Raw genomic sequence first — 26,013 nt, 5'->3', positions numbered from 1 at the left:
AACTTTGCAACTTCGCGACTTTGCGAGATTTTTCTTTGACCAATACTTTACCCTATAAACAAAATACTTTCGAAATATTTGCCCTATATAGATTTTGAGCATACTTTTACGCTTTTAATCAAAAAATGGGATTCAAAACCAAAATACGTTTTATACACAAATGGCTCGGATTAATTTCTGGGCTTATCGTTTTTATAGTCTGTATTACGGGTTGTATTTTCTGCTTTCATGATGAAATAAAAGACATTACCAGAAAAGAATGGCGTTTGGTTGAACCTCAAAACAAACCTTTTCTATCGCCATCTGAGCTGCAGGAAAAAGCAAAAGAAGCTGTTCCTGCAAACAAAGCCAGTATGATCGCTTATTATGGAAAAAATAGATCGGCAATTGTTTACACTTATTCAGACGCTGGAAATCTCTACTTATATTTTAATCCGTATACTGGAGAATATCTGAAATCTGAAAATCCAGAAACCGACTTTTTCATTATTGTAGAATACATTCACCTATATCTGCTTCTACCCGATTATATCGGAAAGCATATTATTGGCGGAGCGACGATCATTTTTATTTTATTGCTTATTTCAGGAGTCATACAATGGTGGCCAAAACGAAAGAGTGACATTAAAAGAAGTTTCACTATAAAATGGTCGGCAAAATGGCGACGCGTTAATTACGACTGGCATAATACTACTGGATTTTACATCTCAATAATAGCCTTAATTTTAGCTATTACCGGACTTACTTTTACCTATGAATGGGTTGGTGACGGAATTTATAAATCCTTTAACTTTGGAGGAGACAAAGCAGTTGAAACAAAAACTCCAGTAATTGATACCACCACATTCAAAGTAAATTCGGTTACAGCAATTGACAAAGCATTTGTTCAAACTCAGCAATTGCAGCCAAAAGCAGAAATGTTTTTTATAATGATTCCGCAGAAAAAAGGCGATATTGTCAGCACAGGCGCTTATCCACATACATTACGCTATGATCAGCAGAGCAATTATTATTTTCATCCGTCAAGCGGAAAATTAATCCAAAGCCAGACTTTTGACAAAAAAAGTCTAGGACTACAAGTTGTCGAAATGAATTACGGAATACATACCGGACAAGTTTTAGATCTTCCTGGAAAAATAATAGCTTTTACTGTGAGTTTAATTGCCGCCGCGCTACCTATCAGCGGATTTATAATTTGGTTTGGAAGAAACAGAAAATCTAAAAAAGTAAAAGCATAAAAAAACCGTCCCGAAATATCGGGACGGTCTCTTTATAAGTGATTTTTGAAATTATGATTAATTTCTGTTTGCTAAAGCATTTTTCTGTAAACTTTTAACTGAGCTCACTTTGTTGTCTACATAAGCAACTTCGCTTAAACTGTTTTCATTAAAGTAAATCCATTTTCCAGTTTTAACTCCGTCTGTGTATTCTCCAACGGTTTTTTTATTTCCTTTTTCGTCATAAGATACCCAAACACCGTCTAATTTACCGTCTTTAAAAAAGCCTTCTTGCTGCACTTTACCATTGTCATAGTAATACGTTGCTTTTACCTTGTTTCCAGCAGCTTCCAATTCAGGCTTTCCTTCTTGTGCAACTACAATTCCAGAGAACAATATTGCAGCTAAAATTACACTCTTTTTCATATCTTTAGGTATTTAATGTTAAGAAATCTTTATCAAATATAGTTAATAGTTTACATTAAAAAAACTTTTACTTAACAATTTGGTAACATAGAGTAAAAACTTAACATTGGAAATTTCCCAAAAAAGAAAAAACCAGCGCTCAAGCACTGGTTTTACTGGTATTTTAGAAATATTTAAATTTTACGATAACGTTGTAAATTTCGTAAAAAAATTAGTTCAATAATGCACTAAGTTGCTTATCAAGCTCAGGATCAGATGGTCTTGATGCATCAGATTTTAAAATATTGCCTTGCGGATCAATTAAAATAAATCGAGGAATTCCGGTGACACCGTAGTTCACAACAAACTCAGATTCCCAGTCTTTATCAGCAAATAGTTGAACGCCTCCTAACTTTTTATCCGTTACGAACTTTTTCCATTTTTCATTATCTTTTGCTTTATCAATAGAAATACTTACAAATTCAATATTTTTTCCATGATATTTTTCTTCAATCTTCTGCAAATACGGGATCTCAGCTCTACAAGGCGCGCACCATGTTGCCCAAAGATCAATGTAAACATATTTTCCTTTTAAATCAGAAAGTTTCGTTTTTCCTCCTTTAAAATTTTCATAGTCAAAACCTGGAGAAGCTTTTCCAACCATTTTATTTGCCTTTGCAACTCTTTCATATTCTTCACCCGCATATTGGTGAAAACTTTCGAAACTGCGTTTTAGAGCCGTTTTAAATTCAGGAGCAAAATCACCTTTTTCAAGACTTTCTATATCTGCTTTTAATTTACCATCAAGTAAAGCGGTAAATTCAGCCGATTCTTTTGCAAAAGCATCTTTCTGAAAATTTTCATCTTTTAAAGCTTGTTGAGCTAAAAAGTTACTTTCGTTTACTCCTTTACCTTTATAAACAATCGTTTCATCAAATTCTTTGGCATTCATAGTCAAATTGACTTCAGAATTTGGCTTTAAATATAAATTAGAAGATTCTGTTCCGTCAGAAAAAACATAAAACCCCTGAGGAGCATCAAAAGTTGCAGAAAAAATCTCTTTTTTATCAATTGGAATTACTTGTCTGAAATTATCTCTTCCTTTAATAACCAAAGTATCGCTATTTCTATTGGCGATTTTAGCTGTAAATTTTACCGAATTTTTGCTTTGACCAATGATATTTAAAGCATTAAAAAGCACTAAACCTGCAACAAAAAGTTTTTTCATAGGTATTATGATTAGTTTTTAGATAATCAAAACTAAAGAAATTAAAGCTTCGGAATTTAGAATTAACAAAATATTTAACACTACCTACCCCTTACTTTAACAAAGTCTCGAATTGTGACTGAAGTGATAGCGAAGCAGGCTCCCATGCATCAGTTTCCAAAATATAACCTTTGGGATCTACTAATACATACTCGGGCACTTCTTTTATACTACATTTTGTTATAAAATCAGATTTAAATCCTTTATCAGATAAAAGCTGAATTCCACTTAATTTCTTTTCTTCTATATATTTTTTCCATGAATCACGCTCGTACTGCTCATCTATTGAAACATTTACAAATACAACATTCTTGTCTTTATATTTTTCAGTAACTCCTCTAATATTATTAAACTCCTCCAAGTATTTATCATTCCAGAATGTCCAAAAAATGATATAAACATACTTTCCTCGAAAGTCTGATAATTTTGTTTTTCCTCCTTTATAATTTTCGTACTCAAATTCGCTGGCGCCTTTACTATTTAACTCACGCAATTTTGAGCCATCTTCATATTCTTTCGATAATTCATTATAAAATGCTTCCAACACATTTGTCATTGTGTCTTTAAAATCTGAATCATAATTTCCACTATTAATACTTTCTAAATCTGCTTTCTTTTCTTTTTCAACCAGCGATACAAACTCAGAGCGCTCTTTCAGTAAAACTTCTTTTTTAAAATTTTCCTTTTTAAAAGTGTATTTTACTAAAAAGTTATTTTCATTTATCTCTTTTCCTTTATAAACAATGGTTTTGTCCACATCTTTTCCATCAAATGTTAGATCTATTTCAGCATTTGGCTTTAGATATAAGTGCAGATAATTATTCCCATCGAATAAATCATAAAATCCCTTCATTATTTTGAAATTAGCTTTAAAAGATCCTTTTTTATTAATTAAAATCACCTTTTTAAAATTATTGGCTCCAGTTATAACTAAACTGTCGCTATTTCTATTAGAAATATTTGCGGTAAATTCTACTTCGCCTTCAGTTTGACTGCAACTACTCAGAATACTAAAAATCATTAAAGCTAAAACAAAGCATTTATTCATATCTATTAAATTTTGGTTTTTGATAAATTCAAATCTAAAGAAATAACGATTCAAATTTTAACATTTGACAAAATATTTAAAATTATACGCATCAAGTTTCCCTCTTTACTATATTATATTGAATTTTGTATTTACTTTTGCAATCTAAAATTTAGATCATGTATAGAAGTCATAATTGCGGCGAACTAAATGCCTCAAATATTAATACGGAAGTTACACTAGCGGGATGGGTACAAAAATCGCGCGATAAAGGATTTATGAACTGGGTTGACTTACGTGACCGTTACGGAATTACACAGCTTATTTTTGACGAAAGCCGTACCGATAAAACTGTTTTTGAATTGGCAAAAACCTTGGGAAGAGAATTTGTAATTCAAGTAAAAGGAACTGTTATTGAGCGTGAAGCCAAAAACAAAAATATTCCAACGGGTGAAATCGAAATTTTAGTTTCTGAATTGACGATTTTAAATACTGCATTAACTCCTCCATTTACAATTGAAGATGAAACTGACGGTGGAGAAGACATCAGAATGAAATATCGTTATTTAGATATCAGAAGAAATCCTGTAAAAAACAGTTTGTTATTCCGTCATAAAGTAGCGATGGAAGTTCGTAAATATCTTTCTGATTTAGATTTCTGCGAAGTTGAGACGCCTTATTTAATTAAATCAACTCCAGAAGGAGCAAGAGATTTCGTTGTACCAAGCCGTATGAACGAAGGTCAATTTTACGCTCTACCACAATCTCCACAAACTTTCAAACAACTTTTGATGGTAGGTGGAATGGATAAATATTTCCAAATCGTGAAATGTTTCCGTGATGAAGATTTACGTGCAGACCGTCAGCCAGAGTTTACTCAAATTGACTGTGAAATGGCATTTGTTGAACAAGAAGATATCTTGAATATTTTTGAAGGTTTGACAAGACATTTATTAAAAGAAATTAAAGGTATTGAAGTAGATAAATTCCCAAGAATTACTTACGACTATGCCATGAGAACATACGGAAACGACAAACCGGACATTCGTTTCGGAATGAAGTTTGGAGAATTAAACGAATTTGCACAACATAAAGAATTCCCTGTATTCAATGCAGCTGAATTAGTTGTGGGAATTGCTGTTCCTGGAGCAGGAAATTACACTCGTAAAGAAATCGACGGATTAATTGACTGGGTGAAACGTCCTCAAGTTGGAGCGTCGGGAATGGTTTATGTAAAATGCAACGAAGACGGAACATACAAATCATCTGTAGATAAATTCTACGACAATGATGATTTGGCAAATTGGGCAAAAGCAACAGAAGCAAATCCTGGAGATATGATTTTTGTTCTTTCTGGTCCAGCAAATAAAACAAGAGCACAACTTTCTGCTTTACGTATGGAATTGGCTACTCGTTTAGGATTGCGTAATCCAGAAGAATTTGCACCACTTTGGGTTGTTGATTTCCCATTGTTGGAACTTGACGAAGAAAGCGGACGTTATCATGCAATGCACCACCCATTTACTTCTCCAAAACCAGAAGACATGGCGTTATTGGAAACAGAACCAGGAAAAGTTCGCGCAAATGCTTACGATATGGTTTTAAATGGAAATGAAATTGGCGGTGGATCTATTCGTATTCACGATAAAGCGACACAGCAATTAATGTTTAAATATTTAGGATTTACCGAAGAAGAAGCAAAAGCCCAATTTGGTTTCTTAATGGATGCTTTCCAGTTTGGAGCACCACCTCATGGAGGATTAGCTTTTGGTCTTGACCGACTTGTTGCTATTTTAGGAGGACAAGAAACCATCAGAGATTTTATTGCATTCCCTAAAAATAATTCAGGGCGCGATGTCATGATTGATGCTCCTGCCGCAATTGATGATGCACAATTGAAAGAGCTTCGAATTAAAGTAGATGTTGCTTAATTTGAAGTAAATTATTCATAAAAAAACAAAAAGCCGTTGAAATTTCAGCGGCTTTTTTATATTAATGAAATTTTAAGAAAAATCTTAGCTGCTGATTTTTTTGAATTATCATATTCTTACAAACGTAATGCTTTTATATTCTTACAATTAATGATTCGCAAATTATGGTATTTTATAAACAAATTGATGCAATAAACCGCGTAAAAACACTGTAAATCAATAATTTTTACAAAAAATTAACACGTATATGTCTTTTGTATGATTTTATATATTACATTTGTTTATTATAAATTATTATTACATTACAAATGCGTACAGGTACAGTAAAATTTTTCAATGAGTCTAAAGGTTATGGATTCATTACAGACGAAGAAACAGGAAAGGACATCTTCGTTCACGCTTCAGGAATTAACGCGGAAGAATTACGCGAAGGTGACCGTGTAAGCTATGAAGAAGAAGAAGGAAGAAAAGGGAAAGTTGCTGCTAAAGTAGCAGTAATCTAAGAAAAATATAGCAATTATTTTTTTTTGCCTCTGAATGGTCTCAGAAGACGTCCCGAAGTATTCGGGACGTTTTTTTTTACCCATTTCTTAAAAAAATATTAAAATAACGCAATGTTATTTATAATGAATAAAAATTAGACATAAACACGGTTTTGCACCCTACTTAAATCCTTTTTTAACTTGTGTTTTACAGACTTCCAAGTTATCTTTGTGGCTCATTTTTTAAGTATAAAATCTAAGTTTATGCAATCTGATCAATACAGTTACATTCCTATTTTAATGCAGTTTATTCTAGCTGTTGGTTTTGTGGTAGGAACAATCATCATTTCTGGAAAATTAGGACCAAAAAGATCCTCTGAAGTTAAAGATCAAAACTTCGAATGCGGTATCGAATCTGTTGGTAACGCCCGTATTCCTTTTTCTGTAAAATACTTCTTAGTTGCCATTTTGTTTGTATTGTTCGATGTAGAGGTTATTTTCCTTTATCCATGGGCAGTAAACTTCAAAGACTTAGGAATTGAAGGAATGTTAAAAATGTTAGTTTTCATGTCTTTGCTTTTGGTTGGTTTCTTTTATATCATCAAAAAGAAAGCATTAGAGTGGGAATAATATGATTTTAGATTTCAGATTTTAGATTTTAGATTACTTGATTTAGAATTTTAGATTTGAAAAATAATTTCTCAAAACACAATATTGAATTTTAAAATATTGATTTCGGTTCCAAGATCAAAAATCTAAAATCTGAAATCTACAATCTAAAATAAAAATGAGCGATTCAAAAGTAAATATGGTTGCGCCGCCAGAAGGAGTTACTGGTGAAGGTTTCTTCGCTACAAAACTTAGTGATGTTGTTGGTTTAGCAAGAGCCAACTCATTATGGCCGCTTCCTTTCGCGACTTCATGCTGTGGTATCGAATTCATGGCAACAATGGCATCTCACTATGACTTAGCTCGATTTGGTTCTGAGCGTGTGAGTTTCTCGCCAAGACAAGCCGATATGTTATTAGTAATGGGAACTATTTCTAAAAAAATGGCACCTATTTTAAGACAAGTATACGAACAAATGTCAGAGCCTCGTTGGGTAATTGCTGTTGGAGCATGCGCTTCTTCAGGAGGAGTTTTTGATACTTATTCTGTTCTTCAAGGAATTGACAAAGTAATTCCTGTTGACGTTTATGTACCAGGATGCCCACCAAGACCAGAACAAATTGTTGATGGAGTTATGAGACTTCAAGACTTAGTGAAAAGTGAATCTGTAAGAAGAAGAAGCTCTCCAGAATACCAAGAATTATTAGCTTCATATAATATCTCATAAGATGGCCTTAGAAAATACCCAAATTCAAGACAAACTTGTAGAAACATTCAATAACGATGTTTTCAACTTTCAGCAAGAAAGAGATATTTTTTCTTTAGAAGCTTCGGCTGATAAAATTACGCCTCTGATTCTATTCCTTAAAAATGATCCAGAATTAAAATTTCATTTTTTAACTGACTTATGCGGAATTCACTATCCGGATAATGAAACAGAACGTCAGTTTGCAGTTGTTTATCATTTACACAACTGGTACGAAAACAAAAGATTGAAAATCAAAGTTTTCTTAAACGGCGAAAAACCAGAAATTAAATCGGTTTCAAATATTTTCCTTTCATCCAATTGGATGGAAAGAGAAACTTTCGATTTCTATGGGATTGACTTTATAGGACATCCTCAATTGAAACGTATTTTAAATATGGACGAAATGCAGTCTCATCCAATGCGAAAAGAATTCCCATTGGAAGACAGCGGAAGAACAGATAAGGATGATAGATTCTTCGGAAGAACAACATCAAATTGCTAAAAAATAATTCAACATTATAAAATGTCAGAACTATTATTACCACCAGAGCATCGTTATGCTAAAATAATTAAGGAGAGACTAAATGACGACGGAAGCGAACTTTCTGTTCTGAATTTAGGTCCAACTCACCCTGCAACACACGGTATTTTTCAAAATATCTTATTGATGGATGGTGAAAAAATTCTTGAGGCTGAGCCAACTATTGGTTACATCCACAGAGCATTTGAAAAAATTGCCGAAAATCGTCCTTTTTACCAAATTACACCTCTTACAGACCGTATGAACTATTGTTCATCTCCTATTAATAATATGGGATGGTGGATGACAGTAGAAAAACTATTAGGTATTGAAGTTCCTAAAAGAGCTCAGTATTTAAGAGTTATTGTTATGGAGCTGGCTCGTATTACGGACCACATTATCTGTAATGGTATCTTAGGTGTTGATACAGGTGCGTATACTGGTTTCTTATACGTATTTCAATTTAGAGAAAAAATCTACGAAATCTACGAAGAAATTTGTGGAGCTCGTTTGACTACAAATATGGGAAGAATCGGTGGTTTTGAAAGAGACTGGTCTCCAGAAGTTTTCAAAAAACTAGATAAATTCCTAGAAGAATTCCCACCAGTATGGCAAGAATTCCAAAACTTATTCGAGAGAAATAGAATTTTCCTTGACAGAACTGTAAATGTAGGTGGAATTACTGCTGAAAAAGCAATGGCTTACGGATTTACAGGTCCAAACTTACGTGCTGCTGGAGTTGATTATGACGTACGTGTAGCACAGCCTTATTCATCTTACGAAGATTTCGATTTTATTGTTCCTGTTGGAAAATCAGGAGATACTTATGATCGTTTCTGTGTTCGTAATGCTGAAGTTTGGGAAAGTTTAAGCATTATTCGTCAGGCATTAGAGAAAATGCCTCCAGGAAACGAATATCACGCTGAAGTTCCAGATTACTACCTTCCTCCAAAAGAAGATGTCTACACTTCTATGGAATCTTTAATTTATCACTTTAAGATCGTAATGGGAGAAGTTCCTGTACCAGTTGCAGAAATCTATCACCCTGTAGAAGGAGGAAATGGAGAACTTGGTTTTTATTTAGTAACAGACGGAAGTAGAACTCCATATAGATTACATTTCAGAAGACCATGCTTTATTTATTATCAAGCATTCCCAGAAATGATTAAAGGTGCCATGCTTTCTGATGCAATTATCATTCTTTCAAGTTTGAACGTAATTGCAGGAGAATTAGACGCCTAGATAATTGTAGATTTTAGATTGTAGATTTTAGATTGCTGATTGAGAATGCAAATTTTAGAATTTAGATTTAAAATTATAATTAGGAATTGAAAAATTCAGATTGAAGAATCTAAAACTTAAAACAAAGATTGCAGAATAAGGATTGTAGATAAAGATTTGAAAAAATCTAAAATCTAAAATCTAAAATCTAAAATAAAAATGGAACGTAAACATTACAAACAAGAAATAAACATGACTGAGGCATTGATGAACCGCATCAATGAATTAATCAGTCATTATCCTGAGGGCAAACAAAAATCGGCTTTATTGCCTGTTTTGCACGAAGTTCAGGATGCACATAACAACTGGCTTAGTATTGAATTGCAAGACAAAGTTGCCGAGATTCTTCAGATAAAACCAATTGAGGTTTATGAGGTGGTAACTTTCTATACGATGTTCAACCAAAAGCCAATTGGTAAGTATATGTTTGAGTTCTGCCAGACTTCTTGCTGTTGTTTAAGAGGTGCCGAAGATTTGATGGATTATACTTCTGAAAAACTAGGCATTAAGATGGGTGAAACAACTCCAGACGGAATGTTCACTATTGCTGGTGTAGAATGTTTAGGTGCTTGCGGATACGCTCCGATGATGCAATTGGGAGATTTCTACAAAGAAAAACTGACAGAAGAAAAAATCGATCAGATTATTGCTGATTGTAGAGATGATAAAATAATATTACACGATAAATAAGATGTCACAAAAAATATTATTAGATAAAATCAATATTCCTGGAATTAAAACCTACGAAGTGTATCGCCAAAATGGTGGTTATGCTTCTGTAGAAAAAGCTTTAAAAACACTTACTCCAGACGAAGTTACTGAAGAAGTAAAAAAATCAGGATTACGTGGTCGTGGTGGTGCAGGTTTCCCTGCTGGAATGAAATGGAGCTTTATTGACAAAAAATCAGGAAGACCAAGACACTTAGTGTGTAACGCCGACGAATCTGAGCCTGGAACATTCAAAGATAGATTTTTGATGGAATACATTCCTCACTTATTGATCGAAGGAATGATTACTTCAAGCTACGCTTTGGGCGCTAACCTATCGTATATCTACATTCGTGGAGAATACATGTGGGTTTTTAAAATCTTAGAAAGAGCAATCGCCGAGGCTAAAGCTGCCGGATGGTTAGGAAAAAATATATTAGGATCAGGTTATGATCTAGAACTTCACGTACACTGTGGAGCTGGAGCATATATCTGTGGAGAAGAAACAGCATTAATCGAATCATTGGAAGGTAAAAGAGGAAATCCTCGTATTAAACCACCTTTCCCAGCGGTTTCTGGTCTTTGGGCAAATCCAACTGTAGTAAACAATGTTGAAACAATTGCAACTGTGCCATGGATTGTAAACAATTCTGGAGATGATTATGCTAAAATTGGAATTGGACGTTCAACTGGAACTAAATTAATTTCTGCTTCAGGGCACATCAAAAATCCTGGTGTTTACGAAATTGAACTAGGTTTAAGCGTTGACGAATTCATGAATTCTGATGAATATTTAGGAGGAATGTCTTCTGATCGTCCATTAAAAGCATTTGTACCAGGAGGTTCTTCTGTGCCAATCTTACCTGCTGACTTGATTTTCAAAACAGCAAACGGAGAAGATCGTTTAATGACTTACGAATCTTTAAGTGATGGTGGTTTTGCTACTGGATCTATGTTAGGTTCTGGAGGATTCATTGTTTACAACGATACTGCTTGTGTGGTAAGAAACACTTGGAACTTTGCTCGTTTCTATCACCACGAATCTTGCGGACAATGTACTCCTTGCCGTGAAGGAACTGGATGGTTAGAAAAAATCTTATGGAGAATCGAAAACGGTCAAGGCCGTGAAGAAGATATCGAATTATTGTGGAGCATTCAGAGTAAAATTGAAGGAAACACAATTTGTCCACTTGGTGACGCTGCTTCTTGGCCAGTAGCTGCAGCGATTCGTCACTTTAGAGATGAATTCGAATATCACGTTCGTTTCCCAGAAAAAATTAAAAATAGAGATCACTTTGTAGCTGAGCCTTTTTCTCAGGTAAAACATTTAGTTGGCGGTAAAGTAATCGTATAAGAATATATAGCAGAAAGTTATAAAGTTAAAAATATTAAAAAGGACAGCAACTCTTTTGAATATTCCGACTTTCAACAAAAAAAGTTTAAAATAGTTTCAAGTTTCAAGTTATTATAGTTTCATGTTCAGCAACGTGAAACTTTAAACCTGAAACTAAAAAAACAAAATAAGAGATGAAAGTAACCATAGACGGTCAAAGTATAGACGTAGAACCAGGAACAACGATCCTGCAGGCTGCACGTATGATTGGTGGAGATTTAGTTCCGCCTGCCATGTGCTATTACTCAAAATTAAAAGGCAGCGGCGGTAAATGTCGTTGTTGTTTAGTTGAAGTTTCTAAAGGAAGTGAAGCTGACCCACGCCCAATGCCAAAATTAATGGCATCTTGTGTAACAGGATGTATGGATGGTATGGAAGTAAACAGTAAATCGTCTGCAAGAGTAACTGAGGCTCGTAAATCTGTAACAGAATTTTTATTAATCAACCACCCATTAGATTGCCCTATTTGTGATCAGGCTGGTGAATGTGATTTACAGAATTTAAGTTTCGAGCACGGGAATCCTAAATCACGTTACATTGAAGAGAAAAGAACATTTGAACCAGAAGATATTGGTCCAAATATTCAACTTCACATGAATCGTTGTATCTTATGCCAAAGATGTGTACAAGTTGCAGATCAATTGACAGACAACAGAGTTCACGGAGTATTAGATCGTGGTGACCACGCGAATATTTCAACTGGAATTTCTAAAGCAATCGACAACGAGTTCTCTGGAAACATGATTGACGTTTGTCCAGTTGGAGCTTTAACAGATAAAACTTTCCGTTTTAAATCAAGAGTTTGGTTTAACAAACCTTACAACGCACACAGAGAATGTACTACTCCAGGATGTTGCGGTAAAACTACCGTTTGGATGTTTGGTGGAGAAATTCAGCGTGTTACAGGTCGTAAAGACGAGTACCATGAAGTTGAAGAATTCATTTGCAACAGCTGTCGTTTTGATCATAAAAATGTTAATGACTGGGTTATTGAAGGTCCAAGAGAATTTGAAAAAGATTCTGTTATCAACCAAAACAACTACACTCAGAAATTAGAGAAAGTTGAAATCGATACTGAGAAAAATATCCTTTTAGGTAGAGATATTGACCGTAAAAAAATTAGTATGGCAGCGATTCCATTAACTGATAATGATAAAAAAGTTTAAGAAATGGAAAGTGCATTTATTATAGAAAAGAGTGTTGTAATTGTTGTCGTTTTTGCGGTAACAATGATCATGGCGATGTATTCTACTTGGGCAGAACGTAAAGTTGCTGCTTTCTTGCAAGATCGTGTTGGACCAAACCGTGCTGGATGGGGAGGTTTATTACAGCCACTTGCAGATGGTATGAAATTATTCTCTAAGGAAGAATTTTTCCCAAATACACCAAACAAATTTTTATTCGTTGTAGGTCCGGCAATTGCAATGAGTACAGCTTTAATGACAAGTGCTGTAATTCCTTGGGGAGATCGTTTACACCTTTTTGGACGAGACATTATTCTTCAGGCTACAGATGTCAACATTGCTATTTTATACATTTTTGGAGTTCTTTCTGTTGGAGTTTACGGCATCATGATTGGTGGATGGGCTTCTAACAATAAATTCTCTTTGATGGGAGCTATCCGTGCTGCTTCTCAAATGGTTTCTTATGAGGTTGCAATGGGATTATCAATAATTGCTTTATTGATGATGACAGGAACAATGAGTTTAAAAGAAATCTCATTACAGCAGCAAGGTATGAACTGGAATGTATTTTATCAGCCATTATCATTCTTGATTTTCTTAATCTGTTCATTTGCAGAAACAAATAGAACTCCTTTCGATTTAGCAGAATGTGAAAACGAATTAATTGGAGGTTACCATACAGAATACTCGTCAATGAAAATGGGGTTCTATTTATTTGCTGAATATGCAAGTATGTTCATCTCTTCTACTATTATTTCTGTTTTATTCTTTGGCGGATACAACTACCCAGGAATGCAATGGATGGTAGAAAATGTAGGTGTAAACACAGCAAACTTATTAGGAATTGGAGCATTATTTATAAAAATATGTTTCTTCATTTTCTTCTACATGTGGGTACGTTGGACAATTCCAAGATTTAGATATGACCAATTAATGAACTTAGGATGGAGAATTTTAATTCCGCTTTCGATTATTAATATCATGATTACGGGTGTTGTTATTTTAAGACACGATATTGCAGCAGCTTTAGGCTTCTAAGAACCGTAATAAGCTTCAAATAAAAAACAAAATAGATTTTAAATTTGATTCTTTTCAAATTGCAAATCATAAACTATAATAGTAAAAATGTCAATAGAAACTATATCATTATCGGGTAGAAAAAAGGTGGTGTCAAATAAGGACATGTCTTTTGTTGAACGATTGTATCTTGTGGCGATTGTAAAAGGTCTAGTTATTACTGTAAAACACCTTTTCAGAAAAAAAGTTACCATTCATTACCCAGAACAGGTTCGTGAAATGAGTCCAGTTTACCGTGGCCAACACATGTTGAAACGTGACGAACAAGGTCGTGAAAACTGTACTGCTTGCGGATTATGTGCTTTATCGTGCCCTGCAGAAGCAATCACTATGAAAGCGGCAGAACGTAAGCCTGATGAAAAACATTTATATAGAGAAGAGAAATACGCTGAAATCTACGAAATCAATATGCTTCGTTGTATTTTCTGCGGTTTATGTGAAGAAGCTTGTCCAAAAGACGCTATTTACTTAACAGAATCTAAAGTATTGGTTCCTGCTAATTACAATAGAGAAGATTTCATTTTCGGGAAAGATAAATTAGTGATGCCTTTAGAAATGGCTATGAAAAATGCTCAACTTAAAAACGCTAACTAAATGATACATATTCCTGATTTTGCACACGCAACAACTATTCAAGTTATCTTTTGCTTTTTAGCGTTCATTACCGTTATTACTGCTTTCTTGACTATTTTCAGCAGAAATCCGATTCATAGTGCCATCTACTTGGTAATTTGTTTCTTTTCTATTGCTGGTCATTATTTACTATTAAATTCTCAGTTTTTAGCTGTTGTTCATATAATAGTCTACTCCGGAGCTATTATGATTCTGTTCCTGTTTACCATCATGTTGATGAACCTGAACGAGCAGCGAGAAGTTCACCGTCCTAGAATTACACGTTTAGGCGCTATTGTTTCTTTCTGTTTAATATTGATTGTTTTAATCACAATCTTTATCAACTCGAAACCAATTGTTGGTGAATACGATTCTACTGGAGAAGATTTCCAATCAATTAAAGTTTTAGGTAAAATATTATTGAACGAATATATGGTTCCGTTCGAATTTGCTTCGATCTTGCTTTTGGTTGCTATGATTGGAACAGTTCTATTGTCTAAAAAAGAAAAATTAAATAAATAATGGGTAATATATTAAATCAAATAGGTATTGAAAACTACATCTTTTTGAGTGTTGTACTTTTCTGTATTGGAATTTTTGGTGTATTGTACAGACGAAATGCTATTATCGTTTTCATGTCTATCGAAATTATGTTGAATGCGGTAAACCTTTTATTTGTTGCTTTTTCAACTTATCATCAAGATGCACAAGGACAAGTTTTTGTGTTCTTCTCGATGGCGGTTGCTGCAGCCGAAGTTGCGGTAGGATTGGCCATTTTAGTTTCTATCTTTAGAAATATCGGATCAATCAGTATCGATAATTTAAAAAATTTAAAAGGATAATCAGAAATGGATACCAATTTAGCTTTAATTTTAGTTTTAACTCCTTTACTAGGTTTTCTAGTAAATGTCTTTTTTGGAAAAAGCTTAGGAAAAACAGTTTCTGGTGCAATCGGAACTATTGCCGTAGCAATTTCTTTTGTAGTTTCTCTTTTACTTTTTAATCAAATAACTTCAACTGGAAAAGGAATTGAAGTTACTTTATTTGATTGGATTCAAATTAGCAACTTAAAAATCAACCTTGGATTTTTATTAGATCAATTATCTGTTCTTTGGTTACTTTTCGTAACTGGAATCGGATCTTTGATTCACTTATACTCTATAAGTTACATGCACGATGATGAAAATATGCATAAGTTTTTTTCTTATTTAAATCTATTCGTTTTCTTCATGATTACACTTGTAATTGGAAGTAACTTATTAGTTCTTTTCATCGGATGGGAAGGTGTTGGACTTTGTTCTTACCTATTAATTGGATTCTGGCATAAAAACCAGGATTACAATGATGCTGCGAAAAAAGCTTTCATCATGAACAGAATTGGAGATTTAGGTTTATTAATCGGAATGTTCATCATTGGCTCAATGTTCTCAACATTAGATTATGCAACTTTAAAAACGGCAATTGCTGGAGCTACAAATTTAAATTTACCATTACTTTCTCTAGCTGCTTTATGCTTGTTTATTGGAGCTTGTGGTAAATCTGCTCAAATTCCGTTATACACTTGGTTACCTGATGCGATGGCTGGACCAACTCCAGTTTCTGCATTAATCCACGCAGCTACGATGGTTACTGCTGGTATCTTTATGGTAACAAGATTAAACTTTGTTTTTGACCTTGCAACAGACGTTCAAAGTGTAATCGCAATTATTGGAGCAATCACTTCATTAGTCGCTGCTACAATTGGATTAGTTCAAAACGATATCAAAAAAGTATTAGCTTACTCTACAGTTTCTCAATTAGGTTTAATGTTTTTAGCATTAGGTTTTGGAGCTTATGAAGTAGCAGTTTTCCACGTAATCACTCACGCTTTCTTTAAAGCTTGTTTATTCTTAGGATCTGGATCTGTTATTCACGGATTACATGGAGAACAAGATATGCGTAACATGGGAGGTTTGCGTAAAGCAATGCCAATTACATTCTGGACCATGTTGATTTCTTCTTTAGCAATCTCAGGAGTTCCATTTTTCTCAGGATTCTTTTCTAAAGACGAAATTTTATTGACAGCTTTCCACCACAGTATTCCATTATACGTTGTTGGATCTGTTGCTTCAATTATGACAGCTTTCTATATGTTCCGTTTAATGTTCTTGACTTTCTTCAAAGAATTTAGAGGAACAGAAGAACAAAAACATCATTTACACGAAAGTGGTTCATTAATTACTATTCCGCTTATCATCTTGGCTATTTTGGCAACTTTTGGCGGATTAATCAGTTTACCTGGAAATAGCTGGTTGAATGGTTACCTTGCTCCTCTTTTCACAAAAGTAGCAGGCGAAGAACACCACTTAGGCGCAACAGAATACACTTTAATGGGTGTTGCAGTTTTAGGCGGATTACTAGGTATTTTAATTGCTTATGTTAAATACTTTAAACAAGATAATGTTCCAGAATCTGATGAAAACATTACTGGTTTAAGCAAAGTGTTATACAACAAATATTATGTAGACGAAGTTTACGATGCAGTATTTGTAACGCCAGTTAATAGTTTATCTAAATTCTTTAGAGATTACATCGAGACAGGATTATCTGCACTTGTTTTTGGATTAGGTAAAATAGCAAACGAAATTGCTTTCCAAGGAAAAAAATTACAAACCGGAAGTATAGGATTATATCTATTTGTATTTGTTTTAGGACTTTGCGCAATTGTTTCCTATATATTTTTAGCTCAATAATATTATTACTATGAACGTTTCTACTATATTAATTATACTTTTAATTGGTGCATTTGCCACTTACTTTTCTGGTGACAAACTAGCTTCAAAAGTTGCTTTACTTTTTAGTTTAGCCGCTTTAGGATGTTCAATTGTATTATTGAATAATTATAATGCTGGCGAAAATATCAGCGTAATCAACAGCTGGATTAATCAGCCAAAAATTTCTTTCGCATTAAACGGTGATGGACTTGGACTTGCAATGGTTTTATTAACTGCAGCTTTAACTCCGATAATCATATTTTCTTCTTTCGGAAATGAATATAAAAATGCAAAAGGCTTTTATGCTCTAATCTTGTTTATGGCTTTTGCTATGGCAGGAACTTTCTTAGCAGCTGATGGTCTTTTATATTATATCTTCTGGGAGTTAGCTCTTATTCCAATCTACTTTATTGCCTTGATCTGGGGTAATGGCGATGCTGAAGAGCGTAGAAAAGCAGTGGTTAAATTCTTTATTTACACACTTGCTGGTTCATTATTCATGTTAACTGCTTTTATCTATTTATACACAAAAGCAGGTTCTTTCTTAATCGAAGATTTATACAAATTAAACTTATCTGCTTGTGAGCAATTCTGGATTTTCTTGGCTTTCTTCTTAGCTTATGCTATCAAAATTCCAATTATTCCTTTCCACACTTGGCAGGCAAATGTGTACCAAAAAGCACCAACTGTTGGAACAATGCTTTTATCTGGTATCATGCTAAAAATGGGATTGTACAGCGTTCTTCGTTGGCAATTGCCACTTGCTCCGATCGCAGCTAAAGAATACATGCATATCTTTATCGCTTTAGGAATTGCAGGTGTAATCTACGGTTCAATCGTTGCATTGAGACAAAAAGATTTAAAGAAATTATTAGCTTATTCTTCTCTTGCTCACGTTGGATTAATTGCTGCTGGATCTTATACTTTAACTCTTGATGGTTTTAGAGGTTCAGTTATGCAAATGATCGCTCACGGTTTTGTTGTAGTGGGATTATTCTTTGCTGCTGAAGTAATTTTCAGAAGATACGAAACTAGAGAAATTTCAGAAATGGGCGGTATTCGTACGCAATCTCCAAAATTTACATCAATGTTTTTAATCTTAGTATTAGCTTCTGTTGCATTGCCAAGTACATTTAACTTTGTTGGAGAGTTTACAGTATTATACAGTTTATCTCAAATCAATATTTGGTTTGCTATTCTTGGCGGTACTACTATTATTCTAGGAGCTTACTATATGTTAAGAATGTTCCAGCATGTAATGTTAGGAGAAACAAACTCTAAAGCTTTTGCTGATGTTACACTTAACGAGGGAATTTCATTTGCTGTAATCATTGCAGTTTTATTATTCTTTGGTTTCTATCCAAAACCAATCACAGATTTGATTACACCAAGCTTGGAAAACATTTTACAAGTTATCAATAAGAACTAATATTTTAAACAAAAAATAAATTAGGATTTAAGCTTAAAAATTGAAGTCCTAAATCAAAAAGATAAAAATGAATACATTAATAGCTATAACAGGATTGGGTATTTTCTGCCTATTGTTTGAAATTCTTAATTTAAGAAAGGCGATCGTTCCTATTACCATTTTGGGTTTATTAGGCGTATTGGCACTTAATTACTGTGAATTTGGAGCAGAACAAAGTTATTACAACAACATGATAGCAGTGAGTAAGTTTTCTACAGCTTTTTCATCATTGTTTATCGTTTTGACGATTTTCCTTGTAGCATTAAGTCATAATTTTTACCAAAATCACCCAACGAAAATTTCAGATTACGTTGCAATTAAAGTATTCTTGCTAGCTGGAGCTGTAGCAATGGTTTCTTTTGGAAACTTGGCTATGTTCTTCTTAGGAATTGAAATCTTGTCTATTGCTTTATATGTTTTAGCGGCAAGTGATCGTTTGAATATAAAAAGTAACGAAGCAGGTATGAAATATTTCTTAATGGGATCTTTTGCATCTGGAATTATTTTATTCGGAATCTGTTTGATTTACGGAGCAATGGGAACTTTTGATATAACTGAAATTCACGAAAGTGCTTTATCTGCAGAATTACCAATCTGGTTTCCTATTGGTTTGATTTTAATGATTATCGGAATGTTATTTAAAGTTGCAGCTGTTCCTTTCCACTTCTGGGCTCCAGACGTGTACGAAGGTTCTCCAGCTTTAACAACAGCTTTGATGAGTACTTTAGCAAAAGTAGTGGCTATCGCAACCCTATTTAAGTTGATTTCTGGAATGAATGTTATTGCTTCTTTAGAAAATCAAGACCTTTTACATACGTTTGAAATTATTGTTGTTATTATCTCTATCGCTTCAATGTCTGTTGGTAATATTATGGCATTAAGACAAGTAAACGTAAAACGTATGCTTGCTTTCTCTGGAATCTCTCATGCAGGTTTCATGTTAATGACATTACTAACGGTTTCTGCTTCAGCTGGAGTTTTATTATATTACACTACTGCTTATGCATTGGCTGGAATCGCAGCTTTCAGTGTTATTTTATATGTTTGCAGAGATCATGATAACGAAGATATTACAAACTTCCACGGTTTAGGAAAAACAAACCCACTATTGGCAGCTGTTCTTACAGCTTCATTATTATCAATGGCTGGGATTCCTATTTTCTCTGGATTCTTTGCTAAATTGTTCTTATTCAATCAAACTATTCAAGCAGGATATATCGGTTTAGTAATTGTAGCAGTAATCAACTCTATTATTAGTGTTGGATATTATTTCAAACTGATTATCGCAATGTATTCTAAAGAACCAAACCAAGAAAGAACAGGAAGACCATTTCTTATTTATGCTACAGCTGTAGTATCAATTGTTCTAAACATAGCATTAGGTTTATTTCCATCATTAGTTTTAGACTTATTGAAATAAGATAATTTCTTTAAATTAAAATATTCAAAAATCCATTAAATCAGTTTTAATGGATTTTTTTTATGTCCTAAATAAAGAACAGAAATTCATGTTAAAAAATTCTTTCCCGCAATTGCACTTCAAAAAATCTCCATATATTTGAATTCAATTAAATGTATTAAAATATGAACTTTAATTCAAAAAATCCATTTTTAAACAGTAAGCGTTTCTCATCAAATGCTGAACCAAGAACAGAAGTACACCAAGCTCAAATTATTGATTACAATCAAGAAATGACGGTGTCTGGAACAATTAACAAAACAGCAATCTTATTTCTAATCTTATGCGGTGCTGCTATGGTGACATGGTGGATGACTTTTAATGGAATGAACCCAATGCTTCCTACAATAGGAGGAGCAATTGTTGGTTTCATTTTGGTATTAGTTTCTTCGTTCAAACCACAGTTATCTCCTTACCTAGCGCCGGGATATGCTTTATTTGAAGGATTATTTATAGGAGGTATTTCTGCAATATTTGAATTAAAAGTTCCTGGAATTGTAATTAATGCAGTTGGAGCAACTCTTGTTACTTTCTTAGTCTGCCTCGGTTTATACAAATTTAAAATTGTTAAAGTTACTGAACAGTTCAAATCTGTTGTGGTTGCCGCAACATTGGCAATTGCAACTTATTATTTAATTTCTTGGGTTGTATCAATGTTGTCAAGCAGCTGGACGCCTGTTCATTATGGAAATTCTATGATGAGTATCGGTATCAGTGTTTTTGTTATCATTATTGCAGCTCTTAACCTTTTCTTAGATTTTGATTTAATTGAAAAAGGAGCCAGAGAAAAAATGCCAAAATATATGGAATGGTTTGGAGCCATGGGATTAATGATTACATTGGTTTGGTTGTATATCGAATTCCTAAGACTTCTATTAAAACTTTCTAGCAAAGACTAATTGTCCTTATTATAAATTGAAGGCCCTTTTGAGTAAAATCAAAAGGGCCTTTTTTATTGCTATAGATTAAATTTTGAAAATCAATTCAATATTCTAACTAAATCTTCTAAGAATAATCCCTTATTTAAAACACAAAACCAATTAATTTCCTACAAAAAGTAAAATGTAATTTATTGTAATAAAAAAAAATTACAGATCCTTTTTATTCTTTTTGTTTAACGTTTAAAATTTAAAAAAGCGAGAAAAATACGGCTTTCCGTACTTAATAGATGATGTGTAATAAATTACAATTAATGCAATTAATTACATTTTTACTATTTTAAAAGCAAATTTTTTCACGTATCCTCTTTTTTTTAGTAAAAAAATTATAGTATTAAAAATTAATATATAATTTTGTGTAATCGATTACAATTAAACCACTTGGAATCGGAAGTAAAAAACCACTTACTTATTTTATTAACTATCTTAAACAAACCTTATGAAGAAAAACCTACTTTTCGTGGCTGTCTTTCTTATGACAGTTCAATTATGGGCCCAAACCATCCAAATTAATGAAGCTTCTGGCTGGCTGGAATCTGCTTTTGTAAAATGGCAGCCAGTCAGTGGTGCCCAAACCTATAATGTGTATTACACAGGAAACGGATTTACAGATCAGAAAATAGATGACCAGCTTATTAGAAGTTATGGCTCTTATTTTCGTGCTGATATTCCAGGTCTTAAAGCCGGAACGTATACTGTAAAAGTTAAACCCGTAGTAAATGGTGTTGAAGGCACTGGAGCTACAACTGGCAATCTAACTGTAAGTGCACAAGACAGAAACGGATTTGCATTTGAAGGTGGCCGTGTTCCTGGAGGATACAAAGCAGATGGAACTCCAAAAGACAATGCTGTGATTCTTTACATTACCCAAAACACTAAAAACACTATTTCAATGAATATTACTGGAGCTAGTGCAAATCCTTGCATTGGTTTACAAAATATTCTTTATGCAATAAAAAAAGGAAAAGATACACGTCCGTTTATCATTCGTTTAATTGGGAATATCACTGACATGACCGTTATGGAAGGTGGTGACGTTGTTATTGAAAATGCAAACAATGCTTCTAGTTACGTTACCATTGAAGGTATTGGAGATGATGCCGTTGCAAATGGATGGGGCGTTAGATTAAAATCTGCTTCAAACATCGAAGTGAGCAATCTTGGATTTATGAACTGCGATAGTACTGCAGGCGATAACGTAGGAATGCAGCAGGATAATGACCACGTTTGGGTCCACAACTGTGACTTGTTCTACGGAAATGCAGGAAGCGATGCTGACCAGATAAAAGGTGACGGAGCATTAGATAATAAGACTTCGACTTATATCACATTATCTTACAACCATTTCTGGGATAATGGAAAAGCAAGTCTTTTAGGATTAAGCGAAGGGACAACGTCAGGACTGTACATCACTTATCACCACAACTGGTTTGATCACTCAGATTCTCGTCATCCTCGTGTACGTTATTATTCAGCTCATATTTACAACAACTATTATGATGGAGTTTCAAAATATGGAGCAGGATCAACTATGGGATCTTCACTTTTCGTTGAAGGAAATTATTATAGAAATAGCAAGCACCCAATGCTAACTTCTCTTCAAGGTTCTGACATTTGGGACGAAGCTAATCAAGTGAATAATGCAGGAACAATGGGAACATTTTCTGGCGAAGCTGGAGGAAGTATAAAAGCTTTCAATAATACTTTTGACGCTTCTAACGGAACAAACAACATGCGTTTTGTAGCTTACAATGATCCAAATCCGTTGTACAATATCTCCGGAAAAATAAGCTCTACAACAGATTTTGACGCATATGTAGCTGCAACAAGAGGAGAAGTGGTAAGCAGTTCTGTAAAATCTAAATCTGGTGCTAATGTCTATAACAACTTCGATACAGATGCTAATTTGTATGTGAAAAATTTAACTATCGATACTCCAGCCGCTGCAAAGACAAAAACTACTCAATATGCAGGACGTGTTTCTGGAGGAGATTTGAAATGGACATTTAATAATGCCACAGATGATACTTCTTCTCTAGTTATTACAGCTTTAAAAACAGCTCTTACAAACTACACTGGAACTTTAGTTGCCGTACAAGGTGAAGGGAATCCTCCTGCTGGAACACAAACTTTAACTTTAACTTCTGCTTCAAACAACAATCAAACAGTTGTTAGCGGAACAGCAATTTCATCAATAGTATTTACATGGGGCGGAGATGCAACTGATGCAACCGTAACAGGATTACCTGCTTCTGGCTTATCTTTTGTAAAAAATGCAACAGCAAAAACTATCACTATTTCAGGTACGCCAACTGCAACAGTTTCGTACTCCATTGCAACTTCTGGAACTAGTGGTTCCCCAGCTACTGGTTCTGGAACTGTAACAGTAACTCCAGCTGGAACGCAAACATTAACTTCATCTGGGAATAATAGCCAAACTGTTTCTTCTGGAACTGCTATTGCTTCGATTGTATTTACTTGGGGCGGAAACGCTACAGATGCATCTGTAACTGGATTACCTGCTTCTGGACTTTCTTTTGTAAAAAATACAACTGCAAAGACTATCACTATCACCGGAACTCCAACTGCAAATGTTTCTTATACTGTAACAACTTCTGGAACAGCTGGAACACCAGTGTCTGCATCAGGAACAATAACAGTTACTACAGGTTCAGGTGGAGGATCTGAATTACATAATTTTACTACATCAGGTAAAACAAGTACATTCTACTCTATTACAGGAAATATGAATTCAACTCCAGGTTCTGTAACTTACAATGGACTAACACTTACTGAGCGTCTAAAAATAGAATCAAGCACATCTATAACGTATACAACAACAAGTGCGTCTACTTTAACTTTGGTTTTCGACTCAAGTTTTACTGGAACCATCAAAGTAGATAATGTTTCTTATACGGCATCAGCAGGTATCGTAACGGCTTCAATTGCTGCTGGTTCTCACACTATAACAAAAGGTTCTGTTGCAAATCTATTCTACATCAGCACAGTTTACAGTGGAACTACTTTAAGAATGGCTGTAGCAACTGAAACTGCTGAGAAAGAAAGCACAGAAACTTCACAAATAATCTTATATCCGAATCCACTTTCAGACACTTTATACTTATCAGATCCTGAACAAAAAGTACAAAAAGTACTTATCTATAATATATCTGGAAATCTAGTGATTAATTCTGGAAATTCTCAAAGCATTGATACAAGCAGTTTAATTCCTGGCACTTACCTAGCCAAAATTTATACTGTCGATGGATCATTTAACCAAACACTAATTAAAAAATAAAAACTAAATTAACTTAAAAAGGCTTCCAAAATTGGAAGCCTTTTTTTATTTCAAATATTATGAATTACAAATCAAATTTAATTCCCTGCGCAAGCGGAAGATTTGTTGTATAGTTGATTGTATTAGTTTGACGTCGCATATAAATTTTCCAAGCATCAGATCCTGATTCACGTCCTCCACCCGTTTCTTTTTCACCTCCAAAAGCACCTCCAATTTCAGCACCAGAAGTTCCTATGTTTACGTTTGCAATTCCGCAGTCAGAACCTGTTGCAGATAAAAACCTTTCTGCTTCACGTAAATTATTCGTCATAATTGCAGAAGATAATCCTTGTGCAACTCCATTTTGAATTTCGATGGCATTTTCTACTTCACCAGAATATTTAATTAAATACAAAACTGGAGCAAAGGTTTCATGCTGTACGATTTCAAATGAATTTTGGGCTTCTGCAATTGCAGGTTTTACATAACAGCCACTTTCATAACCTTCACCAGATAATACTCCTCCTTCAACAAGGATTTTTCCACCTTCGGCAACTACTTTATTTAACGCCGATGCATACATTTCAACAGCATGAGTATCAATTAGTGGTCCAACATGATTCTTCTCGTCAAGCGGATTTCCGATTCGTAATTGTTTATAAGCCGCAACTAATGCATCTTTTACCTTATCATAAATACTTTCGTGAATAATCAGTCTTCTAGTAGAAGTACATCTTTGTCCAGCTGTTCCAACAGCTCCGAAAACTGCACCAATAACTGTCATTTTAATATCGGCATCTGGAGTAACAATAATAGCATTATTACCTCCTAATTCTAACAATGATTTACCTAATCTTCCTGCCACAGTTTGCGCTACAATTTTTCCCATTCTAGTTGAACCTGTAGCTGAAATAAGCGGAATACGAGTATCTGCTGACAACAACTCTCCTATTTTATAATCGCCGTTTATTAAACACGAAATTCCTTCTGGAAGATTGTTTTCTTTAATAACCTGAGCGATGATATTCTGGCAGGCAATACCGCAAAGAGGTGTTTTTTCAGAAGGTTTCCAAACGCAAACATCACCAGAAATCCAAGCTAAAGCTGTGTTCCAAGACCAAACTGCAACTGGAAAATTAAACGCCGAAATGATTCCGACAATTCCCAACGGATGATATTGTTCATACATTCTATGTCCTGGTCTTTCAGAATGCATTGTTAATCCGTGGAGCTGACGAGATAAACCAACTGCAAAGTCACAGATATCAATCATTTCCTGAACTTCTCCAAAACCTTCCTGCAATGATTTTCCCATTTCATAAGAAACCAATTTACCAAGTGCTTCTTTATTTTGTCTCAATTTTTCTCCAAACTGACGTACAATTTCACCACGCTGTGGAGCAGGAATTAATCTAAAAGTTTTAAAAGCTTCTGCTGCCGTTTGAATTGCTTTTTCGTAATCTGCTGCCGTTGACATTTTTACCGAAGCAATTAATTTCCCATCAACTGGTGAATAACTTTCTAGAATTTCTCCAGATGAAAAATTATTAATTCCTGTTGATGTTCCTTCATTTATTGTCTTGATGCCCAATTTTTCAAGAGCTTCCTTCATTCCAAATTGCGATGCTATTGTTGCCATTGTAACTTTTTTAGTTAA

23 protein-coding genes are annotated in these 26,013 nt (G+C 34.2%); 19 read left to right on the top strand and 4 right to left on the bottom strand.

The window, feature by feature from the left end; all coding sequences use genetic code 11:
* Positions 1-125 precede the first annotated feature (125 nt).
* Positions 126-1,238, top strand: a complete 1,113-nt coding sequence (locus PQ463_RS19070; protein WP_274255026.1) for a PepSY-associated TM helix domain-containing protein — start codon at positions 126-128, stop codon at positions 1,236-1,238.
* A 57-nt stretch (positions 1,239-1,295) separates the two neighbouring features.
* Here the strand turns inward: PQ463_RS19070 and PQ463_RS19065 are convergent, their stop codons facing one another.
* The 3 genes from PQ463_RS19065 to PQ463_RS19055 form a co-directional block, all read right to left on the bottom strand.
* Entirely contained in the window at positions 1,296-1,643 is a 348-nt protein-coding gene (locus PQ463_RS19065) for a toxin-antitoxin system YwqK family antitoxin (protein ID WP_008466129.1), read from the bottom strand.
* A gap of 211 nt (positions 1,644-1,854) precedes the next feature.
* Positions 1,855-2,850 carry a TlpA family protein disulfide reductase gene (locus PQ463_RS19060; protein WP_274255025.1) on the bottom strand — a complete coding sequence of 332 codons (996 nt, stop codon included), beginning with the start codon at positions 2,848-2,850 and terminating at the stop codon, positions 1,855-1,857.
* Between the two features lie 91 nt (positions 2,851-2,941).
* Complete coding sequence (locus PQ463_RS19055; RefSeq protein ID WP_274255024.1) at positions 2,942-3,937, bottom strand: TlpA family protein disulfide reductase; 996 nt, start codon at positions 3,935-3,937, stop codon at positions 2,942-2,944.
* A 158-nt stretch (positions 3,938-4,095) separates the two neighbouring features.
* On the opposite strand from PQ463_RS19055, the gene aspS reads away from it, so the two are divergent.
* The 18 genes from aspS to PQ463_RS18965 all read left to right on the top strand — a co-directional run bounded on the left by aspS (position 4,096) and on the right by PQ463_RS18965 (position 24,377).
* A complete protein-coding gene (aspS, locus tag PQ463_RS19050) occupies positions 4,096-5,847 on the top strand; it encodes an aspartate--tRNA ligase (protein ID WP_274255022.1) in 1,752 nt (583 codons plus the stop codon).
* Positions 5,848-6,155: 308 nt separating this feature from the next.
* Positions 6,156-6,350, top strand: a complete 195-nt coding sequence (locus tag PQ463_RS19045) for a cold-shock protein (RefSeq protein ID WP_007137066.1) — start codon at positions 6,156-6,158, stop codon at positions 6,348-6,350.
* A 243-nt stretch (positions 6,351-6,593) separates the two neighbouring features.
* Complete coding sequence (locus PQ463_RS19040; protein ID WP_008466117.1) at positions 6,594-6,959, top strand: NADH-quinone oxidoreductase subunit A; 366 nt, start codon at positions 6,594-6,596, stop codon at positions 6,957-6,959.
* 157 nt (positions 6,960-7,116) lie between these two features.
* A complete protein-coding gene (locus PQ463_RS19035) occupies positions 7,117-7,665 on the top strand; it encodes an NADH-quinone oxidoreductase subunit B (protein WP_111378918.1) in 549 nt (182 codons plus the stop codon).
* A 1-nt stretch (position 7,666) separates the two neighbouring features.
* On the top strand, positions 7,667-8,188 hold the full coding sequence (locus PQ463_RS19030) for an NADH-quinone oxidoreductase subunit C (protein ID WP_111378917.1): 522 nt from the start codon (positions 7,667-7,669) through the stop codon (positions 8,186-8,188).
* A 21-nt stretch (positions 8,189-8,209) separates the two neighbouring features.
* On the top strand, positions 8,210-9,448 hold the full coding sequence (locus tag PQ463_RS19025; protein ID WP_111368854.1) for an NADH-quinone oxidoreductase subunit D: 1,239 nt from the start codon (positions 8,210-8,212) through the stop codon (positions 9,446-9,448).
* A 198-nt stretch (positions 9,449-9,646) separates the two neighbouring features.
* The gene (locus tag PQ463_RS19020) at positions 9,647-10,177 is read left to right on the top strand and encodes a complex I 24 kDa subunit family protein (protein ID WP_057115709.1); all 531 of its coding nucleotides are present in this window, start codon (positions 9,647-9,649) and stop codon (positions 10,175-10,177) included.
* 1 nt (position 10,178) lies between these two features.
* Positions 10,179-11,549 carry an NADH-quinone oxidoreductase subunit NuoF gene (gene nuoF / locus PQ463_RS19015; RefSeq protein ID WP_274255020.1) on the top strand — a complete coding sequence of 457 codons (1,371 nt, stop codon included), beginning with the start codon at positions 10,179-10,181 and terminating at the stop codon, positions 11,547-11,549.
* Between the two features lie 173 nt (positions 11,550-11,722).
* Entirely contained in the window at positions 11,723-12,754 is a 1,032-nt protein-coding gene (locus tag PQ463_RS19010) for an NADH-quinone oxidoreductase subunit G (protein WP_111378915.1), read from the top strand.
* A 3-nt stretch (positions 12,755-12,757) separates the two neighbouring features.
* On the top strand, positions 12,758-13,810 hold the full coding sequence (gene nuoH / locus PQ463_RS19005) for an NADH-quinone oxidoreductase subunit NuoH (protein ID WP_111368849.1): 1,053 nt from the start codon (positions 12,758-12,760) through the stop codon (positions 13,808-13,810).
* Positions 13,811-13,897: 87 nt separating this feature from the next.
* On the top strand, positions 13,898-14,443 hold the full coding sequence (locus tag PQ463_RS19000; protein ID WP_111368848.1) for a NuoI/complex I 23 kDa subunit family protein: 546 nt from the start codon (positions 13,898-13,900) through the stop codon (positions 14,441-14,443).
* Positions 14,444-14,983, top strand: coding sequence for an NADH-quinone oxidoreductase subunit J family protein (locus PQ463_RS18995; RefSeq protein ID WP_008466105.1), 540 nt, complete (start codon positions 14,444-14,446; stop codon positions 14,981-14,983).
* Positions 14,983-15,303: an NADH-quinone oxidoreductase subunit NuoK gene (gene nuoK, locus PQ463_RS18990; RefSeq protein WP_008466103.1), complete on the top strand. Its 321-nt coding sequence runs from the start codon at positions 14,983-14,985 to the stop codon at positions 15,301-15,303. The genes PQ463_RS18995 and nuoK overlap by 1 nt, the downstream gene beginning before the upstream one ends.
* Positions 15,304-15,309: 6 nt before the next feature.
* The gene (gene nuoL / locus PQ463_RS18985) at positions 15,310-17,193 is read left to right on the top strand and encodes an NADH-quinone oxidoreductase subunit L (RefSeq protein WP_274255019.1); all 1,884 of its coding nucleotides are present in this window, start codon (positions 15,310-15,312) and stop codon (positions 17,191-17,193) included.
* Positions 17,194-17,203: 10 nt separating this feature from the next.
* Complete coding sequence (locus tag PQ463_RS18980) at positions 17,204-18,643, top strand: complex I subunit 4 family protein (protein WP_274255018.1); 1,440 nt, start codon at positions 17,204-17,206, stop codon at positions 18,641-18,643.
* A 67-nt stretch (positions 18,644-18,710) separates the two neighbouring features.
* Positions 18,711-20,102, top strand: a complete 1,392-nt coding sequence (locus PQ463_RS18975) for an NADH-quinone oxidoreductase subunit N (RefSeq protein WP_274255017.1) — start codon at positions 18,711-18,713, stop codon at positions 20,100-20,102.
* A 164-nt stretch (positions 20,103-20,266) separates the two neighbouring features.
* Positions 20,267-21,040, top strand: coding sequence for a Bax inhibitor-1/YccA family protein (locus PQ463_RS18970; protein WP_274255016.1), 774 nt, complete (start codon positions 20,267-20,269; stop codon positions 21,038-21,040).
* A 478-nt stretch (positions 21,041-21,518) separates the two neighbouring features.
* Positions 21,519-24,377, top strand: a complete 2,859-nt coding sequence (locus tag PQ463_RS18965) for a pectate lyase family protein (RefSeq protein ID WP_274255015.1) — start codon at positions 21,519-21,521, stop codon at positions 24,375-24,377.
* Between the two features lie 64 nt (positions 24,378-24,441).
* Here PQ463_RS18965 and amaB read toward each other — a convergent pair whose 3' ends face one another.
* Positions 24,442-25,995: an L-piperidine-6-carboxylate dehydrogenase gene (gene amaB, locus PQ463_RS18960; RefSeq protein ID WP_274255014.1), complete on the bottom strand. Its 1,554-nt coding sequence runs from the start codon at positions 25,993-25,995 to the stop codon at positions 24,442-24,444.
* Positions 25,996-26,013: the final 18 nt, after the last annotated feature.

The organism is Flavobacterium sp. KACC 22763 (genome assembly GCF_028736155.1).
GTDB lineage: Bacteria > Bacteroidota > Bacteroidia > Flavobacteriales > Flavobacteriaceae > Flavobacterium.
The sequence above is the reverse complement of the archived record's forward strand: the minus strand, read 5'-3'. Positions and strand labels throughout refer to the sequence as shown.

What these genes read in the sequence shown, in the direction of transcription:
- PQ463_RS19070 (WP_274255026.1), top strand. Translation starts at nt 126, where the DNA reads ATGGGATTCAAAACCAAAATACGTTTTATACACAAATGGCTCGGATTA.
- PQ463_RS19065 (WP_008466129.1), bottom strand. Translation starts at nt 1,643, where the DNA reads ATGAAAAAGAGTGTAATTTTAGCTGCAATATTGTTCTCTGGAATTGTA.
- PQ463_RS19060 (WP_274255025.1), bottom strand. Translation starts at nt 2,850, where the DNA reads ATGAAAAAACTTTTTGTTGCAGGTTTAGTGCTTTTTAATGCTTTAAAT.
- PQ463_RS19055 (WP_274255024.1), bottom strand. Translation starts at nt 3,937, where the DNA reads ATGAATAAATGCTTTGTTTTAGCTTTAATGATTTTTAGTATTCTGAGT.
- aspS (WP_274255022.1), top strand. Translation starts at nt 4,096, where the DNA reads ATGTATAGAAGTCATAATTGCGGCGAACTAAATGCCTCAAATATTAAT.
- PQ463_RS19045 (WP_007137066.1), top strand. Translation starts at nt 6,156, where the DNA reads ATGCGTACAGGTACAGTAAAATTTTTCAATGAGTCTAAAGGTTATGGA.
- PQ463_RS19040 (WP_008466117.1), top strand. Translation starts at nt 6,594, where the DNA reads ATGCAATCTGATCAATACAGTTACATTCCTATTTTAATGCAGTTTATT.
- PQ463_RS19035 (WP_111378918.1), top strand. Translation starts at nt 7,117, where the DNA reads ATGAGCGATTCAAAAGTAAATATGGTTGCGCCGCCAGAAGGAGTTACT.
- PQ463_RS19030 (WP_111378917.1), top strand. Translation starts at nt 7,667, where the DNA reads ATGGCCTTAGAAAATACCCAAATTCAAGACAAACTTGTAGAAACATTC.
- PQ463_RS19025 (WP_111368854.1), top strand. Translation starts at nt 8,210, where the DNA reads ATGTCAGAACTATTATTACCACCAGAGCATCGTTATGCTAAAATAATT.
- PQ463_RS19020 (WP_057115709.1), top strand. Translation starts at nt 9,647, where the DNA reads ATGGAACGTAAACATTACAAACAAGAAATAAACATGACTGAGGCATTG.
- nuoF (WP_274255020.1), top strand. Translation starts at nt 10,179, where the DNA reads ATGTCACAAAAAATATTATTAGATAAAATCAATATTCCTGGAATTAAA.
- PQ463_RS19010 (WP_111378915.1), top strand. Translation starts at nt 11,723, where the DNA reads ATGAAAGTAACCATAGACGGTCAAAGTATAGACGTAGAACCAGGAACA.
- nuoH (WP_111368849.1), top strand. Translation starts at nt 12,758, where the DNA reads ATGGAAAGTGCATTTATTATAGAAAAGAGTGTTGTAATTGTTGTCGTT.
- PQ463_RS19000 (WP_111368848.1), top strand. Translation starts at nt 13,898, where the DNA reads ATGTCAATAGAAACTATATCATTATCGGGTAGAAAAAAGGTGGTGTCA.
- PQ463_RS18995 (WP_008466105.1), top strand. Translation starts at nt 14,444, where the DNA reads ATGATACATATTCCTGATTTTGCACACGCAACAACTATTCAAGTTATC.
- nuoK (WP_008466103.1), top strand. Translation starts at nt 14,983, where the DNA reads ATGGGTAATATATTAAATCAAATAGGTATTGAAAACTACATCTTTTTG.
- nuoL (WP_274255019.1), top strand. Translation starts at nt 15,310, where the DNA reads ATGGATACCAATTTAGCTTTAATTTTAGTTTTAACTCCTTTACTAGGT.
- PQ463_RS18980 (WP_274255018.1), top strand. Translation starts at nt 17,204, where the DNA reads ATGAACGTTTCTACTATATTAATTATACTTTTAATTGGTGCATTTGCC.
- PQ463_RS18975 (WP_274255017.1), top strand. Translation starts at nt 18,711, where the DNA reads ATGAATACATTAATAGCTATAACAGGATTGGGTATTTTCTGCCTATTG.
- PQ463_RS18970 (WP_274255016.1), top strand. Translation starts at nt 20,267, where the DNA reads ATGAACTTTAATTCAAAAAATCCATTTTTAAACAGTAAGCGTTTCTCA.
- PQ463_RS18965 (WP_274255015.1), top strand. Translation starts at nt 21,519, where the DNA reads ATGAAGAAAAACCTACTTTTCGTGGCTGTCTTTCTTATGACAGTTCAA.
- amaB (WP_274255014.1), bottom strand. Translation starts at nt 25,995, where the DNA reads ATGGCAACAATAGCATCGCAATTTGGAATGAAGGAAGCTCTTGAAAAA.